17 protein-coding genes are annotated in these 18,119 nt (G+C 49.7%); all 17 read right to left on the bottom strand.

The window, feature by feature from the left end; translation table 11 throughout:
- On the bottom strand, positions 1-767 hold a 767-nt coding region (locus DW931_RS16210; RefSeq protein WP_243036930.1), incomplete at its 3' end, for a translation initiation factor IF-2 N-terminal domain-containing protein.
- Positions 768-840: 73 nt separating this feature from the next.
- Entirely contained in the window at positions 841-1,149 is a 309-nt protein-coding gene (locus tag DW931_RS07925) for a ribosomal L7Ae/L30e/S12e/Gadd45 family protein (protein ID WP_107000578.1), read from the bottom strand.
- Positions 1,136-1,411 (bottom strand): YlxR family protein, encoded by a 276-nt coding sequence (locus DW931_RS07920; protein WP_117796229.1) that lies wholly within the window; start codon positions 1,409-1,411, stop codon positions 1,136-1,138. The genes DW931_RS07925 and DW931_RS07920 overlap by 14 nt, the downstream gene beginning before the upstream one ends.
- Before the next feature lie 105 nt (positions 1,412-1,516).
- Entirely contained in the window at positions 1,517-2,707 is a 1,191-nt protein-coding gene (gene nusA, locus DW931_RS07915; RefSeq protein WP_118468288.1) for a transcription termination factor NusA, read from the bottom strand.
- A 23-nt stretch (positions 2,708-2,730) separates the two neighbouring features.
- On the bottom strand, positions 2,731-3,198 hold the full coding sequence (gene rimP / locus DW931_RS07910; protein ID WP_118468290.1) for a ribosome maturation factor RimP: 468 nt from the start codon (positions 3,196-3,198) through the stop codon (positions 2,731-2,733).
- A 135-nt stretch (positions 3,199-3,333) separates the two neighbouring features.
- Positions 3,334-3,990, bottom strand: coding sequence for a fructose-6-phosphate aldolase (fsa, locus tag DW931_RS07905; RefSeq protein WP_107000581.1), 657 nt, complete (start codon positions 3,988-3,990; stop codon positions 3,334-3,336).
- Between the two features lie 147 nt (positions 3,991-4,137).
- Entirely contained in the window at positions 4,138-4,836 is a 699-nt protein-coding gene (locus tag DW931_RS07900) for an L-ribulose-5-phosphate 4-epimerase (protein WP_107000582.1), read from the bottom strand.
- Positions 4,837-4,839: 3 nt separating this feature from the next.
- Positions 4,840-6,447: an FGGY-family carbohydrate kinase gene (locus DW931_RS07895; protein WP_118468292.1), complete on the bottom strand. Its 1,608-nt coding sequence runs from the start codon at positions 6,445-6,447 to the stop codon at positions 4,840-4,842.
- A 162-nt stretch (positions 6,448-6,609) separates the two neighbouring features.
- Positions 6,610-8,049, bottom strand: coding sequence for an L-arabinose isomerase (araA, locus tag DW931_RS07890; protein WP_118481907.1), 1,440 nt, complete (start codon positions 8,047-8,049; stop codon positions 6,610-6,612).
- A 23-nt stretch (positions 8,050-8,072) separates the two neighbouring features.
- Positions 8,073-9,185, bottom strand: a complete 1,113-nt coding sequence (locus tag DW931_RS07885) for a GntR family transcriptional regulator (protein WP_107000585.1) — start codon at positions 9,183-9,185, stop codon at positions 8,073-8,075.
- 32 nt (positions 9,186-9,217) lie between these two features.
- Positions 9,218-10,189: an ABC transporter permease gene (locus DW931_RS07880; RefSeq protein WP_107000586.1), complete on the bottom strand. Its 972-nt coding sequence runs from the start codon at positions 10,187-10,189 to the stop codon at positions 9,218-9,220.
- 10 nt (positions 10,190-10,199) lie between these two features.
- Entirely contained in the window at positions 10,200-11,699 is a 1,500-nt protein-coding gene (locus DW931_RS07875; protein ID WP_022358936.1) for a sugar ABC transporter ATP-binding protein, read from the bottom strand.
- Between the two features lie 18 nt (positions 11,700-11,717).
- On the bottom strand, positions 11,718-12,689 hold the full coding sequence (locus DW931_RS07870; protein ID WP_022358935.1) for an ABC transporter permease: 972 nt from the start codon (positions 12,687-12,689) through the stop codon (positions 11,718-11,720).
- A gap of 137 nt (positions 12,690-12,826) precedes the next feature.
- A complete protein-coding gene (locus DW931_RS07865; protein WP_118481906.1) occupies positions 12,827-14,029 on the bottom strand; it encodes a sugar ABC transporter substrate-binding protein in 1,203 nt (400 codons plus the stop codon).
- 456 nt (positions 14,030-14,485) lie between these two features.
- Positions 14,486-15,499 (bottom strand): sugar ABC transporter permease YjfF, encoded by a 1,014-nt coding sequence (locus DW931_RS07860; RefSeq protein WP_117796234.1) that lies wholly within the window; start codon positions 15,497-15,499, stop codon positions 14,486-14,488.
- A 3-nt stretch (positions 15,500-15,502) separates the two neighbouring features.
- Entirely contained in the window at positions 15,503-16,561 is a 1,059-nt protein-coding gene (locus DW931_RS07855) for an ABC transporter permease (RefSeq protein ID WP_117796235.1), read from the bottom strand.
- A 2-nt stretch (positions 16,562-16,563) separates the two neighbouring features.
- Positions 16,564-18,078, bottom strand: coding sequence for a sugar ABC transporter ATP-binding protein (locus tag DW931_RS07850; protein ID WP_117796236.1), 1,515 nt, complete (start codon positions 18,076-18,078; stop codon positions 16,564-16,566).
- Between the last annotated feature and the right edge of the window lie 41 nt (positions 18,079-18,119).

Below are 18,119 nucleotides of genomic sequence, written 5' to 3'. Positions count from 1 at the left end.
CGGTTTCCCTGATAGCCGCCGCTTCTCTGTCCGTCACGGTTTCCCTGATAGCCGCCGCTTCTCTGTCCGTCGCGGTTTCCCTGATAGCCGCCGCTTCTCTGTCCGTCACGGTTTCCCTGATAGCCGCTTCTCTGTCCGTCACGGTTTCCCTGATAGCCGCCGCTTCTCTGTCCATCGCGGTTTCCCTGATAGCCGCCGCTTCTCTGTCCATCGCGGTTTCCCTGATAGCCGCTTCTCTGTCCGTCACGGTTTCCCTGATAGCCGCCGTTTCTCTGTCCGTCGCGGTTTCCCTGATAGCCACTTCTCTGTCCATCACGGTTCTCCGCTGGAGCTGCGCTCTTAGCCGGCTCTGCGGTCTGCTCTGCACTTGCTGCTGCCGGACGGCTTGCCGGCGCGCCGGTCTTGGCTGCGTTTCCTGTATTGGCCTTGCCTGCCGGACGGCTTCCTCTCTGTACGCTGTTCTGCGGACGATAAACCGCTGCAATCCGCTTTTTCGGCGGCTCAGTTGTCTTCTCCGCCTCTTTCTTCTCTGCCTCTAACGGCTCTTTCTTTATATCTTCCACTCGATTTGTTTCCGCCTTTCCTGTATCTGTCTTTGACGCTGTCGTCTGTCTCTTTGCTCCTGCAAGGAAATATCTGACTGCTTCTGCCTGTTCCTCCGTCACCTTGGAAGAATGGCTTTTTACGTCAAAATGATTTTTCTGCAGTATCTCTAAAACTTCTTTATTTGATTTGCCAATCTGTTTTGACAACTCATTAACCCTCATGTTTTGCTACCTCCGTTCCGGCACTGCCTTCCCGTTCTGCATAAGCTCCTAAAAGAGCCTGCCCAGAAAAGCGTTAATCATCTAACTTCTCTCTTAACGCCTTTGCAAAACCGGAATCCAAAACGGCCAGAGACGCTCTCATCTCTTTTCCCATCGCGTGTCCCAGCTCTTCTTTCATGCCGAACTGGTACACGGGAACCTTGTAGTATGCACATGAATTTTCAAACATCTTTTTTGTATTATCCGACGCTTCTTCTGACACGATCACCAGATACGCTTTTCCACTCTTGATCGCTTTCTCGGTCATGAACTCGCCGCTTGCCGTCTTACCGGCGCGCGTCGCCAGTCCCAGAAGATTCAGCACCTTTTTACGATTCTCCAAACTGCTCCATCTCCTTTTCCAGCGCCTCATAGACTTCCTTCGGAATCGCCATCTTGAGCGACCGCTCCAGTCCTTTGCTCTTTACCGCCTTTTTCCAGCAGTCCATCGAAGGACAGAGGTAGGCGCCGCGTCCATTCCTACGGCCTGTCGCGTCAATCTCGATCGTATCGTCGGCTGTCTTTAAAACGCGGATCATTTCTTTTTTGCTCTTCATTTCTCCGCATCCGATGCACTGTCTGAGCGGCACTTTCTTTGCTCCCACTGTCTATCACTTCCATTTCTGTCAAATCCCGGTTCTGCTGCTTTCTTTCTGCCAAATCTGCTCGTTCCGCCCGAAATCAGCATCCCCGCACATTATCTGTCAGGATTATTCCTGCTCCGCTGCCGGCTCTTCTGTGCCCTCAGCCGCCTCATTTTCTGCTGCCTCGGCTGCGTCTTCCTCTGCCACGCTGATCAGCGGGTCATCGGTGTAGCCCTCGAAGCCTTCCTCATAACCGCTCTCAAGCTCATCTAAAAGACCGGACTCTCTTGCCTGTGTCTCGCTCTTGATATCGATCTTGAAGCCGGTCAGGCGGGCTGCCAGGCGTGCATTCTGACCCTCTTTACCGATTGCCAGGGAAAGCTGGTAATCCGGAACGATCACCTGTGCCTCGCGTGCTTCCTCATCTGCTGCAACCAGGATAACCTTTGCCGGGCTTAACGCGTTCTCAATCAGGAATGCAGGGTTGTCATCCCAGTTGATGATATCGATCTTCTCACCGCGCAGCTCATTGACAACCGCGCTGACACGCGCGCCGTTTAAGCCGACACATGCACCGACCGGATCGACGTTCGGGTCGTTGGAGCTGACTGCCATCTTCGTACGGGAACCTGCCTCACGTGCGATCGCCTTGATCTCTACGGTACCGTCTCGGACCTCGGCAACCTCAGACTCAAAAAGGCGTTTTACCAGATCTGGATGGCTTCTGGATACGGTAATACGCGGGTCGCGCTGTGTCTCTTTTACTTCGATGACATACAGTTTGATACGCTCGGTCGGTTTGAATACCTCGCCCTTTACCTGCTCACTCTCGTTCAAGATCGTGTCGATCTTGCCTAAGTTGATGCTGATGTTGCGTCCTACATAGCGCTGTACGATACCCGTTACGATATCTTTTTCTCTGCAGTGCCACTCCTCATACAGGGCGTTGCGCTCTGCCTCACGAAGCTTCTGTAAGATAACATTCTTCGCGTTCTGAACGGCGATACGTCCAAACTCCTTGGAATTGACAGAGAACTGAACGATGTCGCCCAGCTCATACTTGCTGTTTAAGAGCTTTGCCTCTGCCAGGCTTACCTGGGTCATCGGATCCTCTACGGTCTCCACAACCTCACGCTCTGCCACGATGGAAAAATCTCCTGTTTCACGGTTGATGTTTACCTTGACATTATCTGCCCGGCCATAATTGTTTTTGTATGCTGTCAGCAGAGAATTTTCAATTGCTTCTAAAAGAACATCTTTGCTGATATTGTTTTCTTTTTCCAGCAGATTTATTGCCTCAATCAACTCTTTATTCATTTTATTTTATCTCCTCCTACCGTCTAAAAATCAAAGGCTAAACGAATCAAAGCAATCTCTGATTTTTCAAATGTACGCTCGCTGCCGTCCTCCATCGTGATTGTCACAGAATCTGCGTCATAGGACGTAAGCGTTCCTGTAAATTCCTTCTGTTTGTCGATCGCTTTATACAGGCGGATCTCCACATCTTTGCCGATGCTTCTTGCAAAATCTTTCTCTTTCTTCAGAGGACGTCCCAGTCCCGGAGAACTCACCTCCAGTATATAGCTGTCCTCGATGAAATCTTCCTTATCCAGCCATTCACCAAGCAGACGGCTGATTACCTCGCAGTCATCAACGGTAATACCGCCCTCTTTGTCAATGTAGCACCGCAGATACCAGACGCCGACCTCGCGGACATACTCCACATCAACCAGCTCAAACTGATGCTGCTCCAGAACCGGCGTGATCCACGCCTCTACCCGTGCTTCGTACTGCTCTCCCTTTGCCACACCCCCACCACCTTTCTATGAAATTAGAAAGAGTGGACTTTTTTGTCCACTCTTTCCAGTCAGTCTATTATGTTATCGTACCTAGTATAACATGCTTTTTTCGGAAGTTCAAGAGGTATTTCCTATTGTTTCTCTTTATTTACCGAATACAGCCTCATAATCTGCTTTGAATTTCTCGATACCAGCATCGGTCAGCGGGTGTTTTACCATCTGCATCAGAACCTTGAACGGAACAGTTGCGATGTCAGCACCAGCCTTCGCGCACTCGATGATGTGCATCGGATGTCTGGTGGAAGCACAGATAATCTCGGTGGAAATCTCCGGATAATTGTCAAAGATCTCTACGATATCGTAAATCAGGTCTGTACCGTTGGTGGAGATGTCATCCAGACGGCCTAAGAACGGAGAAACGTATGTAGCGCCTGCTCTTGCAGCCAGAAGTGCCTGGTTGGCAGAAAAGATCAGGGTTACGTTGGTCTTGATGCCCTCAGCGGACAGAGCTTTCACAGCCTTTAAGCCCTCGGTAGTCATCGGGATTTTAACAACCATGTTCGGATGAATCTTAGCGATCTCACGGCCCTCAGCGATCATATCCTCTGCCTTCACAGTCGTAGCCTTAACCTCACCGGAAATCGGTCCGTCTACAATGCTGGTGATCTCTTTGATAACCTCATTAAAATCACGGCCTTCTTTTGCAATCAGAGACGGGTTTGTGGTAACGCCACAGATAATACCCATATCATTCGCTTCACGGATCTCATCAACATTCGCGGTATCAATAAAAAATTTCATTTCCCATATCCTCCTAATTTTTATAAGATAGATAGCCAGTATCTCCTATATCTGCTATACATAAGTATACCATACTTGTCCCATCTATTTCCATACTTGAATCTATATTTTACAAATTGTTACTGTTCACGCATACGTGCCCAGTAACTACAAATTCCCTTGTCCGTAATACGCCCCGGGGCCATGCTTGCGCAGATAATGTTTATCCTGCAGGCACTGCGGCGCTTCCTTCACATCCGGATTGATCATCTCGCAGCGCGCCGCCATCTTGGCAACCTCCTCGAGTACAACCGCGTTGTGAACCGCCTCATGGGCATCCTTGCCCCAAGTAAACGGTCCATGGTTCTTGCAGAGCACACATGGCACCGCCATCGGGTCGAGCTTCCTCTCCTCAAACAAATCTGCGATCAGCACGCCTGTGTTCCACTCATAATTCTTTAATTCTTCCTCATTTAAGTTTCTCGCGCATGGAACGGAACCGTAGATATAATCTGCATGGGTCGTTCCGTAGCACGGAATGTCGCGTCCCGCCTGCGCCCAGGAAGTCGCCCACGGGCTGTGCGTGTGAACCACGCCGCCGATCTTCGGAAAACGGTTATAAAGAATCAGGTGAGTTTTTGTATCAGAGGACGGATTCAGCGTTCCCTCAACGCGGTTTCCTTCCAGATCCATGACAACCATATCATCTGGCGTCAGTTTGTCATAGTCCACGCCAGACGGTTTGATGACAAACAGCCCCTTCTCACGGTCAATCCCGGAAACATTGCCCCAGGTAAAGGTAACCAGACCGTATTTCGGAAGCAGCATATTGGCTTCGTATACTTCTTTTTTTAATTCTTCCAGCATCGATTAAAACCTTCCTTCTACGGCGCCTCTCTCGGCAGCCAGACCATTGATATAGCTTGTCATAAACGCATTGAAGCCCTCGACATCCTTTGCATCCGGCTCCATCGTCTCCGCCTTTGCATCTGCAAATACCTGCTCATTTAAGTAATCGGACAAGCTCTGTCCCGGCTTCTTATCCTTGCGGTATGCCGCCAGAACCGCGATACCCCAGGCACCGCCCTCACCAGCTGTCTCCATAACGGATACCGGCACATCAGCAGCTGCCGCCATGATACGCTGTCCAACACCCTTGGTCTTGAAGAATCCGCCATGACCCATCAGTTTATCCAGTGTCACGTGCTCTTCCTTGAACAGAATGTCCAGACCATATTTCAGGGTTGCCAGGGAACTATATAAATGGGTACGCATGAAATTTGCCAGTCCCAGCTTGCTGTCGGGACGGCGCATAAACAGCGGGCGTCCCTCCTCGAAGTCGGTGATCGGCTCGCCGGAAAGGTAGCAGTAGGACATCAGTCCTCCGCAGTCTTCATCGCCCTCAAGCGCCTTGCGGTACAGGGTTCCAAACAGGGTGTTGCGGTCTGTTTTCTGACCCATCAGCTCATAGAACTCTTCAAACAGACCTACCCAGGCATTCAGATCGGAGGTACAGTTGTTGCAGTGGACCATGCCGACCAGATGACCGTCCGGCGTAGTTACCATGTCAATCTCCTGGTGAACCGTCTCCAGAGTCTTTTCCAGAACAACCATTGCAAATACGGAGGTTCCGGCAGATACGTTACCGGTGCGGACCGCCACACTATTGGTTGCAGTCATACCGGTTCCTGCATCGCCCTCCGGCGGGCACAGCGGAATGCCAGCTTCCAGATTGCCGCTCTCATCCAGCAGCTTCGCGCCTTCCTCAGTCAGCGTTCCCGCCTCATCGCCAGCGCTCAGAACCTCCGGCAGAAGGTCGCGCAGCTTCCACGGATATCCCTTCGGAACCATTATTTCTTCGAATTTATCCAGCATTTCAGCATCATACTGTCCGGTTGCCGGGTCGATCGGGAACATACCCGAAGCATCGCCGACGCCAAGTACCTGCTTGCCAGTCAGTTTCCAATGTACATATCCGGCTAAAGTGGTCAGAAAATGCACGTGGGATACGTGCTCCTCGCCGTTGATCACTGCCTGATACAGGTGTGCAATACTCCATCTCTGCGGGATATTGTAGTTAAACAGGTCTGTCAGGCGTCTTGCTGCCTCGGCGGTCATCGTATTTCTCCAGGTACGGAACGGAACGAGCAGCTTTCCGTCCGCATCAAACGCCATATAGCCGTGCATCATAGCGCTGACGCCCATCGCACCAACCCTTTTAAGCGTTAAACCGTATTGGTTCTTCACATCGGCAGCCAGATCCGCATAGCAGTCCTTTAAGCCCTTCCAGATATCTTCCAGGGAATAGGTCCAGATACCATTTTCCAGACGATTTTCCCACTCATAGCTCCCCTGCGCGATCGGCGCGGTCGTGCCGTCCGTCAATACTGCCTTGATTCGGGTCGAACCAAATTCAATTCCGAGCGCTGTATTTCCACTCTCTATGTCTTTCTTGATCTCTTCCGCACTGCGGGCCATATCCATCCTCCTCATTGTAGCAAAAAGGCGCACCGCCGCCGGAATTATCATCCCCTTGGCTGCGGCACGCCCCGTCATTCATAACTATTCTATTTTCACAGTTGTGGCAAAAACTTATGCAGTTACGTCTTTTTCAAAAATTTTTATCTTTCAAACGCCCTATTATTTCATAAAGAATTTCTGTAAATCAGCCTCTGTCGTATCCTCGCCGATTGTAATTAACTCGGTACCGGTCAGACGCGCGAACATAGCTATGTCATCTCTCGTCAGAGCGGTAGATACAACGGAGTGATGAGCGCCGCCTGCGTAGCACCATGCAGCCGTACCGATCTGGAAGTTCGGTTTATGACGGTACATAATTCTCGCTACCGGAAGTTTTGGCATCGGTTTCGGCTGTTTTACAAGCTCGATATCTGCACAGATGATGCGGAAATGATCGCCCATATCTACCATCGTTACCTGGATACCATCGCCGGTCACGCCGTCGAAAATCAGTCTTGCCGGATCTTCCTTGCCGCCGATACCCAGCGGAATTACATCGATCTCCGGTTTGGTTGCTGCAAATGCCGGCGGAACCTCCAGCATATGGGAAGCTAACTCTAACTCCTGTCCCGGAGTCAGATCGTAGGTATAATCCTCGATAAATCCGGTTGCTCCCTCTTTGCCCTCGGACATCTTCATCAGGACTGCAGACAGAGCGGAAATCTTGTAATCGCCCTCCGGACCAAAGCCGATGCCTTTGCCCATCAGGTTCTGTGCTGCGATACCCGGAAGCTGCTTTAAGCCGTGCAGATCCTGGAATGTATCAGCGAATGCGCCGATTCCGTTCGCGGAGAGAAATTTTTCCAGACCCACTTCATATTTAGCCTGCTCGCGGACAGAATCAATGCGGTCGGTCTTCATTGTATACTTATCGGTATACTCTTTCATCTTCGCGTCGATCTCTTCCTCGGTTACCTGGTTGATGATGTCAACCAGATCGCCCAGTGCGTAATAGTTACACTCCCAGCCGTATTTGATCTGGCTCTCTACACGGTCACCGTCAGTAACCGCTACATGACGCATATTGTTGCCGAAAGAAGCTACCTTCAGGGACTTGGAGTAGGCGATTGCCTTTGCTACGGATGCAAACTGGCGAATCTTTGCTACTACCTCATCATGCTTGTAATATCCAGCTACAACCTCATGCGGAATACCCATTCTGGCAACGATGAAGCCGTACTCACGGTCGCCATGTGCGGACTGGTTCAGGTTCATGAAATCCATGTCGATCTCATCATACGGAAGCTTCTCATTTGCCTGTGTATGTAAATGAAGCAGCGGTTTTCTTAATTCCTGCAGACCCTTGATCCACATTTTTGCAGGGGAGAAGGTGTGCATCCATGTGATAACGCCGACACAGTCATCATCATTGGAAGCTTTCCGCATATCCTGAATACAGATTTCAGAAGTCTCTACGGTTGGAAGAAGTTCGATCTCTGCCAGATCGCCCACTTTTTCGTTTAAGAATGCAACCATCTGACGGCTGTCTTCTGCAACCTGTTTCAGGCATTCCTCTCCGTATAAGTCCTGGGAACCCACAATAAAGTATAACTTTTTCATTTTAATCTGCCTCCTTGTCATTTTCAATGTATATCCCGAACCGAATTTCCGTTGTTAAACATCACCGGAAACCGGTACGAATACTTCTTTTCCTGCCAATCCGAATCCTCTATCATCCGCAGAAGATTGCGCGCTGTCAGCCGCCCAAGATTGTACTTGGGATGAATCACGGACAAGATCGTGAGATCCCCCTCCTGCACCGGTCCGGCATCATCAAACGATACCAGGGAAATATCTTCCGGCACGCGCAGTCCGCGGTCCTTTAAAAAATCCATATAGCTGCCCGCCACCTCGTCGTTGTAGAGGATCATCGCGGTACAGTCCTTCGTCCGGCGGTACATCCGCTGGAGTCCTTTTTTGCTTAATTTTTCTTCCATATCCCGGGTCGAATACCAACGGATCCAGTCCTCCTGGAAATCGATCCCGAAATCCGACAGGCACTCGATAAAGCCGCGGTAACGCTCGATCCCCTGCCAGTCATCGTATTTGAAAATACCGCCGATCCGGGTATGTCCGTTCTGTATCAAAATCCGCGTCAACTCATAGCCCGCGCGCGCATCCGACATCTCCACGCTGTCAAACGTCTCATTCTGGTAATGATTGTGAATAAACAGCGTCGGAATATTTCTCCGCCGTATCTCCTTGTAAAGCCGCAGATTCGGATTCGGGAAACTGGAACGCGTCCCCTCAATGATGAGTCCGGACACATTGCGCCCCAGCATCCCCTTGAGATACAGGGCCTCATCATTTAAGCGGTTACGCGTGACCGAAACGCTGATCTCATAACCTTCCTCCCGCAGGACGGACTCGATTCCCTCGTACACCTGTGGAAACAGGTAATCTGAAAAATAACTGAGAATCAGTCCGATGCGGGGACGTTCTTCCTTATCCTTCTCCGGCGCATAGGAAACGTATGTGCCGCTTCCCTTGACCCGGGCAATCAGCCCGTCCTGCTCCAGGCGGTCGAGCGCGTTGCGGACCGTCTGGCGGGAGTATCCAAATTTATTCTGGAGCATATGCTCGGATGGAAACTTGTCCATATTCCGGAGCACCCCGCTCATAATCAGCGTCCGACCCCAGTTGTAGAGCTTCTGATATTTAAGTCCACCCTGATTCCGGCTGCTGTTCTCCCTCATACTGTAACCTCCAGATGTCGCTTTTGTCTGTCCTATTTGATAACCTGCAGAGACTGACGGTCTGCGAATACAGCTACGAATATCAGGAATACAACACCCTGGATGAGCTGCATCATCTGTGTGGTAAAGCCCATCATCGTCAGACCACTGTTCAGGACGATGTACAGAAGAGAACCAACGATGATATTCTCAAAACGTACCTTCGCACCACCGGAAATCGGCATACCGCCCAGTACCAGTGCAATCAGGATCTGGGTCTCAAGCTGGTTACCACCGGAAGAAGTAACCGAACCAACCTTGATAACATTGATAAATGCGGCAAATCCTGTGATCGCACCTGCCAGTGTATAGATAAGGAACTTCATGCGGTCGGTACGGATGCCGGAGAACATCGCTGCTTTCTCACCTGCTCCGATCGCCTTTAAATAAGTACCAAACTTGGTAAAGCGGAATAAAATAAATCCGATAATCAGGACCACCAACGTACAAGCCAGCTTTAATTCAGTGCTGTCGAAGTTGATTAACATCGCAGAGCCGGCTACCGGCGCGTTGGTCGTCAGATATTTGATAAATCCACGGAATAAGAACATCGTACAAATCGTAACGATGAAGGATTTAATCTTGCGGTATACATAGAAGTAACCGTTGATGGCACCGATCGCTGCACCAACCGCGATACCTGCCACAATCGCCAGTGGAATGCTGGTCTTGGAAACCATGCAGACAACAATCGATGCAATACCAAGGATGGAACCCTGGGAGAAATCCAGACCGCCCATCGTCATGATAAAGAATACGCCGGTTGCCGAAATCATGGTGACATACACCTGGGAAAGTACCAGAGGAAGGTTATTCATCATCCGGAAATTCGTCAGGGCATTGAACATAAGAAAGATGATAATCAGTCCCGCAATCGGCAGAAGCGAACGGATCATCGTCATTTTTGATAACTTTTTGAGCTGCTGCTCTTTATTTTCCGTACTTGTCTTAACTTGATTCTCCATTGCATCCTCCTTATACCATCATCGTGATCAGGCTGTTCTCATCCATCGCCTCATCACGCTCCAGCTCACCGCTGATCTTGCCGTCCTTCATGATAATGATGCGGTCGCACATACCAATCAGCTCCATCAGCTCCTCGGAAATCATGATAATCGATTTTCCGTTCTTTCTCATCTGGTTCATTAACTGGTAAATGTCCTGTTTAACCTTAATATCAATACCACGGGTCGGACTGTCGAGAACGACAATATCGGAATCTTTTCCAATCCATCTTGCCAGAACGACCTTCTGCTTATTACCACCAGAAAGCTCCGAAACGAACTGGTTTACGTTTACCATCTTAACGGACATCTGTTTTGCAAACTGGTTGGAAAATTCTCTTAATTTCTTATCGCTCAACAGGTGAAGCTTGTTTGCCAGCGAATCCAGGGACGGCAGGCAGATGTTGTCGCCGATGCTCTGGTTTAAAACGACCGACTCATTATCACGATCCTTCGACGTATACGCGATGCTGTGCTTGATCGCGCCCGGGATATCGTTGATCTGCGTTCCGTCTGCCAGCTGTACCGTACCGGTTCTGTCATAGGAAGCGCCGAAGATTGCTTTGCCGATCTCATGCATACCGGACTCGGACAGACCGCCAAAGCCAAGGATCTCGCCCTTGTGAAGATCAAAGCTGACATCCTCGATGAGTCCCGGAACCGTCACGTTCTTAACAGAAAGAACAACTTCATCTGATACCTTCTCGCCGTAATCTGCACGGTAATAATCACCGGTTACCTCACGGCCTACCATCAGACGTTTCAGATCGTCCTCGGTCACATCCTTGCTCTTGACGGTATCAATGTAAACGCCGTCGCGCAGGATCGTGATGGTATCTGACTTCTCCAGAATCTCCGGAAGGTCATGGGAGATAAAGATAACCGTGTTGCCGCTCTCACGGATGCGGTTCATGTGTTTGTAAAGTTCTTCACGGCCTTCCTGGGAAAGTGCCGTGGTCGTCTCATCGATGACAACAATCTTCGGATTGAAGTAGGTTGCCTTTACGATCTCGACCAGCTTCCGGTCCTCGAAATTGTAGTTGTCGATAATGTCTGCCGCCTTGATACGCTCGAAGCCGTACTGTTTCAGAAGCTCCGTCGCCTTTTTATTCATGGCATTTGTATTTTTAATTCCCATATGTACGAACTGATCTTCGTGTCCCAGGAATATATTTTCCGCTACTGTAAGTCCCGACAGGGTTCCTAACTCCTGTACGATAATAGAAACACCCTCGTTGTTGGCTTCTACCTGATTCTTCGGATGAATCTCTTTCCCATCCAGAATGAAGGTACCGCTTCCGATACTGTAGATGCCGGTCAGCATGTTGGTCAGCGTCGATTTACCGGAACCATTCTCTCCGATCAGCGCGTGAACCTCGCCTTTATTGACATTAAAAGACACATTCTGAACTGCCTTCGTGATACCGAAGGACTTGCAAAGATTTTTTACCTGTAATCTTACCTCGCTCATTGCATTTCCTCCCTCGATTTACTTGACAATCTCGCCTTTTTCTGCTTTTGTGGTCAGCGTGATGATAATTAACAGTGCCAGACCCGTGATAACGTCCTGGATCGCTGTCGGTGCGCCCATCGCGATGAAACCAAAGAAAATAATGTTGATAACAAACTCGCCGATGACGATCGCCTGCAGCGGCATGCCATATTTCTTAAACGCCAGACCGAAGAAGCATCCCATCGTCGGAACGAAGTTACGGCTCATCGACGCCATACCGGTTACCGCTACCATGGAGGAACCGTAGCTGATCGTTAAAATCGCCATAACGCCTAAAAATGCGCCGCTTAAGATAAATGCAAGTACTTTGTACTTATTAACATTGATACCCATGTTTTTCGCTACGAACTCGTTGCTGCCGATCGCATATGTATACGTACCAATCTTTGTATAATTTAAGAAAATGTAAGCTGCCACACATGCCAGAAGTGCCAGAATAATGTTCCACGGCATCTGTCCGAATGCACGGAGGTTGGACGGAAGCGTCTGCTCCACGCCGCCTGCAATGTAGTTGGCAACCGACTCATAGATAAGAGCCAGACCCGTTGTTACAATCATGGACGGGATACGAAGTTTTACATAAAAAATACCGTTTAAAAGACCGACAATCGTACCAGTCAGCACGCTACCGATGATAAGACCGGCATATCCCATGCCGAAACGAGAGGCAAATACACAGCCTACAATCGCTGAAAGCATGATGTTCGCGCCGATGGAGAAATCGAACATACCCATAACCATAACAAAGTAAAAACCAACAGCGCCAACCGTCGCGATCAGGCTGGCCTGAAAATAACTCAGCATATTGGCCGGAGAACCAAAATTGCCCGGCGTCAGAACTTTAAAAATCGCCCAGGAAAGCACTACCAGACCCACCAGGATGATATAACCCTTGGCAGTTCCCGAAAGTTTTTTCTTTCCGGTTGTTTCAACAACAGAAGAACCCATATTTTATACCTCATTCATAACTGCTCAGTTTCTTTTTTCTTTTAAAGAAAAGACCGGCATCGCGCCGTGCGATACCGGCCTTTTCTATTACATTCAGCCTCTTAAAATTCTATAATTTGAATCAGTTTCTGAACTAATTAGTTGCCTGCTCTCTGTGCAGCATCCTCGATGGAGATACCAGCTGCAGTTGCTTTCAGGTCATCCAGGCTAAGCTCGGACATAGCTACCAGTTCCTCATCGGTGTATGGAAGCTGATCTACGAAGTACTGCTCATATGCTTTGTAGTCGTCCGGAGAAGATACATACAGATACGGGAACGGAACATCCTCGAAGTTACCCTCGATACCTGTGTAGTTGCCCTTGATTGCGTTGTAAACCATCATGAAAGCGATAAGCGGATCGCAGTAATGTCCACCGGACTCACCGGCCATAGAACCATTTTCAAGTCTCTCGCCCAGATCCGGAAGGAAGTCCGTGGAAACGATGTCGATATCCTGAGTCTTGCCTGCGCGCTCAACTGCTGCGATAGCGCCCTGAAGCGGGTCACCGCCGCCGCCTGCCGGAATCAGTGCATCCAGAGTCGGATCTGCGGACATCAGAGCCTCTGCTGCCTTGGAACCACCCTCAGAAGAAGTACCTGCGTACTGCGGCTCAGACAGTTTTGCCTGATCATCCGGATGCTCTGCGTTCCATTTCTCAACACCAGCTTTGTAGCCTTCCCATCTGCCAAGCCAGGTAGCGTCGCCCTGCTCCCAGCCGATCAGACCGATGTTTCTGTCGCCCTTGTCCAGAAGAATCTGAACTAATTTTTCACCGTTCTCCGGCTCGTTCTCATGAACAGCGCCGATGTAGTATGGTGATGCGGTTGCTAAATCATAGATATCCTTGCTGTTCTCCTGGCTGATAACACGGAAGAACTGTGCCAGATATACTTTATTGTCATTACATGTCTTAATAGCGGATGTCATCTCTGTATCAGAAGAGTTGCAGATGATGATACCCTGGCATCCTGCTGCTGCTAACTGCTCTACGGATGCGGTAACCTTCTCCGACACATGACCCTGGTCAACGTACTGAACCTGAACGCCCAGAGCCTTTGCTGCCTCGTCGATGATCAGCTTGCACTGGGAACCAAGTACATCGGTGGAGGACCAGATGGAAACACCGATCTTAATGTCTTTGTTGTCGATCGTCGAAGCTGCTGCCTCGCTTCCTTCTGCTGCAGAAGCATCTGCTGCCTGTGTCGCATTTGCTGCTCCAGAGCCGCCGCATGCGGTCATGCCCACTGCCATCGCTGCTGCTGTCACGGATGCAGCGGCACGTTTGAACATTTTTTTCATTCTAACTACCTCCCATAAAATTTTCTTTGCAAGCGGCACCCCAGCCGCACTGCTTTGTTGCTTTTCACAACTTTTTGTAACTTTATTATAACAATCCAGGACAAATTGTGCAAGTAAATACAAGATCATTTTTTCATAAAGTTGTATTTTATTTTGTATATTGTTATAAATTTAACGTCTGATTTTGACATTATTTTAGCAGAAATACAAATGATGCATAAATTAAAGCGGCTGTTTTCGCTAAACATTTATGCATCATGTATAGGATTGCTGATTTTCTCTCGAATTATGTCGAATCAAGAAAATACAGCTTTATATTGTTTCTGATATGTACTGTACTTTTTTCAGATGTCTTCTCTCTCTTTGCATGGATATTTCCCGTCATTTTGACTGTTCTATCTTGATGCTGTCATACCAGACATTCATGCCGGTTTGTCTGTCTCCGGAAGAGAATTTCTACTTTTTCTTCTTTACCATCGCAAGGATCGACTGAAGCACGATGAAGAAGCATAAAAGCGCCGCGATCGTGATACGGGTCCACCAGGAAGAAAGTGTTCCCTGGAAAGTGATAAATGCCTCGATCGTCGCCTTGATAAGGACGCCAAACAGGGTTCCGAATACATTACCGACGCCGCCGGTCAAGAGCGTGCCGCCGATAACAGAGGAAGCTATCGCATCCATCTCGAAGCCCTTTGCCTGCTCAACGAAGCCGCCCAGCGTATTCAGACAGAACAGGACACTGCCGACGCCGCAAAGGAAACCGTCCAGGATATAGGCTTTCAGTTTTACCCGGCGCACATTTAAGCCCATCATCAGCGCTGACTGCTCGTTGCCGCCGATCGCATAAATGCTGCGTCCAAATTTCGTATATTTCAGCATGATAAATGCCAGAACCAGAAGAACCAGCGCAATCACAACCGTCGGATAGATATATGGATAAATCATCATGCCTTTTTTGTTGAGATAGCCGCCGAACGGAATATAAAGTTTCATCTTCGCCCATGCCATGAAAGTTTCATTCGTAATACTGATCATGTCCTTGGAAATGATCGCAGTCATGCCGCGGGCAAAGAACATACCCGCCAGGGTAACAATGAATGGCTGGATATCCATGTAGGCAACCAGGAATCCCTGTACCAGACCAAAGACAATCCCGGTCACCAGCACGATGAGAACCGCCGGAACCGCACCGATACCGCCTTTTTCCATCATCCATGCCAACATCATACAGCCCATCGCCACGAAGGAACCGACGCTGATATCGATACCGCCGGTGATCATGACGATCGTCATGCCGATACCGATGACAATCAGACCCGCATTGGAAATAAAGAGGTTTAAGAAGTTCTGTGTCTTGGCAAAGCCCTGTGCATTAAAGAGCACGCAGCCGATCGCGTACATCACGAAGAACAGCAGGATCGTGACAAGAAGCAGGAACGTGTTCTGATTTAATTTCTTCTTTTCTTTCATGATTTATGCCGCCTCCTTTCCTGCCGCGCTCAGTTCTTTTTTCTGTGCCAGGGATTTTCTCCATCTAGCAAATCCCGGAGACTGGAGTGCTACGATGATGACAACCACGATCGCCTTGTAAACCGGAACCTGATCCGAGGATACGTGCATCGCATACAGGGTGGTCGTCAGCGCCTGAATTGTATACGCGCCGATGACGGAACCTGCCAGCGAGAATTTACCGCCGCCGAGGGAGTTTCCGCCGATGGCAACTGCCAGGATCGCATCCAGTTCCATATTAAGACCGATGTTATTCGCATCCGCCGAGTAGATACGGCTGGAAGCAATCAGACCGGAAAGACCGGAACAGAGTCCACAGTACGCGTAGGTGAGGAAAATAATCATAACCGACTTGATGCCGACAAGCTGGGACGCCCGTTTATTGATACCGACCGACTGGATGTACATACCCAGTGCCGTTTTCTTCAAGAGTAATGAAGTCAGCGCCACAACGACGACCGCCACGATAAACGGGGTCGGAACCGGGAATCCCGGAAGGGAAGCGCCCAGGGTACGGTAGCTGTCCACGCGCACGTATGTGATCTGTCCATCCGTGATCAGCTGGGCGATACCGCGCCCGGCGGTAAACATGATAAGAGTCGCTACCATCGGCTGGATGTTTAACTTTGCAACCAGAAAACCGTTGAAGCAGCCAATCGCCGCGCCGACGATGAGCGCTGCCAGGAAGCCAAGAATCAGCGGATTGGCATATGCAGTTGCTGCGCGCTCGCCGCCGGTTAAGAGGTTGCAGCAGACTGCCGCACTGACCGCCATGATCGCGCCGACGGAAATATCCGTTCCAGCGGAGGACGATACGACAAGCGTCATGCCGACTGCCAGAATCACCAGCTCTGACGCACGGTTGATGATATCGATTAAGTATCCGTAGAGAACGCCGTTCCGCACCTCGATCGCGAAGAAGTTCGGCGTCGTGACGATATTTACCAGCAATACCAGCGCAAGGCAGAAAATCGGGAGAAACAGCCTCTGCGAGGTAATTTTTTTGAACGTCATATTTTTCATAGCTACTGTCCTCCTGCAATGGTTGACATGATGTTGGACTGGTTCATCTCATCCTCGGAAAGTTCTCCTACCTTTGCACCATCACGCATAACGACCATGCGATCGCAGGTACGGAGCATCTCCTCGATCTCGGAAGAAATAAACACGACTGCCATGCCCTGTTCTGCCAGTTTTACGACCAGTTTCTGAATCTCTGTCTTGGTTCCGACGTCGATGCCACGGGTCGGCTCGTCCAGAATCAGGAAATCCGGGTTGGTCAGAAGCCAGCGTCCGATGATTACCTTCTGCTGGTTGCCGCCGGAGAGTGATTTGATCGGTGTCTCACGGCTGGCGGTCTTAATCTGCAGCATATCAATGTATTTATCGGTAAATTCTTCCTGCTGCTTGCGGCTGAGCAGGTGGAACATACCGCGTTTTGCCTGAAGTGCCATGATCAGGTTCTCACGCACGGATAGATCCGAGATGATACCCTCGTTTTTCCGATCCTCCGGCAGATATGCCATGCCGGCATTCATCGAAATCAGCGGGTGGCGCGCCGCGATCGGTCTTCCCTTGACACTCAGCTCGCCCTCATCCGGCTTTTCCGCTCCATAGAGAACACGGACCGTCTCAGAACGTCCCGAACCCAGAAGCCCGGTAAATCCGACGACTTCACCCTTGTGAATCACCAGATCAAACGGCTTTATGTATCCTTTCTTTCCGAGTCCCACCGCCTTGATGACGATGTCCGCTTCGCCGTGTTTCTCCTCACTCTTGGAATCCTTGATCGCTGCCAGATCATCGAAATCCTTTCCCATCATCTTGGCAACCAGCTGGACTCTCGGAAGCTCCGCCGTCGTAAATTGTCCTACCAACTGCCCATTCCGAAGAACGGTGATCTTATCGCAGACTGCATACACCTGCTCCAGGAAATGTGTAACGAATATGATGCCGACGCCTTCGGATTTCAGGCGGCGCATCAGATTAAAGAGCTTTTCTACCTCTCCATCATCGAGGGAGGAGGTCGGCTCATCAAGAATCAATACCTTTGCCGACATATCGACTGCACGGGCGATCGCTATCATCTGCTGAATTGCAATCGAATAATTGTCGATCGTCTGTGTTACATCTGCATGTATGTCAAGGTCCTGCAGCAGTTTGCTGGCCTTTTTATTCATTGTTTTCCAGTCAATCAATCCGCCTTTTCGCGGTTCGCGTCCGATAAACAGATTCTCTGCAACCGTCAAGTTCGGACAGAGATTGACTTCCTGATACACGGTGCTGATGCCCCGGTTCTGTGCCTCCTGCGGGCTGCGGTTGATGATCGCATGATCGCAGCCGTCTATCATGATTTCCCCTGTTTCAAACTCCTCTACACCCGTCAGGACTTTGATCAGCGTGGATTTTCCTGCGCCATTTTCCCCCATCAGGGCATGAATTTCGCCTTTTTTTAAGGTAAAATCCACATTCTGCAGAGCTTTTACACCCGGGAATGTCTTATAAATATGCCTCATCTCAAGAACGGAATCCTTTTCCATAAAAGCTTTGCCTCCTTATTTTTTGAAAAAGAAAGCGCAGG

Origin of the sequence: Clostridium sp. AM43-3BH (assembly GCF_003479985.1) — a bacterium.
Taxonomy (GTDB): Bacteria; Bacillota; Clostridia; order Lachnospirales; family Lachnospiraceae; genus Otoolea; species Otoolea fessa.
The sequence above is the reverse complement of the archived record's forward strand: the minus strand, read 5'-3'. Positions and strand labels throughout refer to the sequence as shown.

Coding starts and splice junctions, on each gene's coding strand:
- nusA (WP_118468288.1), bottom strand. CDS start 2,707: ATGAATAAAGAGTTGATTGAGGCAATAAATCTGCTGGAAAAAGAAAAC.
- fsa (WP_107000581.1), bottom strand. CDS start 3,990: ATGAAATTTTTTATTGATACCGCGAATGTTGATGAGATCCGTGAAGCG.
- DW931_RS07900 (WP_107000582.1), bottom strand. CDS start 4,836: ATGCTGGAAGAATTAAAAAAAGAAGTATACGAAGCCAATATGCTGCTT.
- DW931_RS07895 (WP_118468292.1), bottom strand. CDS start 6,447: ATGGCCCGCAGTGCGGAAGAGATCAAGAAAGACATAGAGAGTGGAAAT.
- araA (WP_118481907.1), bottom strand. CDS start 8,049: ATGAAAAAGTTATACTTTATTGTGGGTTCCCAGGACTTATACGGAGAG.
- DW931_RS07885 (WP_107000585.1), bottom strand. CDS start 9,185: ATGAGGGAGAACAGCAGCCGGAATCAGGGTGGACTTAAATATCAGAAG.
- DW931_RS07880 (WP_107000586.1), bottom strand. CDS start 10,189: ATGGAGAATCAAGTTAAGACAAGTACGGAAAATAAAGAGCAGCAGCTC.
- DW931_RS07875 (WP_022358936.1), bottom strand. CDS start 11,699: ATGAGCGAGGTAAGATTACAGGTAAAAAATCTTTGCAAGTCCTTCGGT.
- DW931_RS07870 (WP_022358935.1), bottom strand. CDS start 12,689: ATGGGTTCTTCTGTTGTTGAAACAACCGGAAAGAAAAAACTTTCGGGA.
- DW931_RS07865 (WP_118481906.1), bottom strand. CDS start 14,029: ATGAAAAAAATGTTCAAACGTGCCGCTGCATCCGTGACAGCAGCAGCG.
- DW931_RS07860 (WP_117796234.1), bottom strand. CDS start 15,499: ATGAAAGAAAAGAAGAAATTAAATCAGAACACGTTCCTGCTTCTTGTC.
- DW931_RS07855 (WP_117796235.1), bottom strand. CDS start 16,561: ATGAAAAATATGACGTTCAAAAAAATTACCTCGCAGAGGCTGTTTCTC.
- DW931_RS07850 (WP_117796236.1), bottom strand. CDS start 18,078: ATGGAAAAGGATTCCGTTCTTGAGATGAGGCATATTTATAAGACATTC.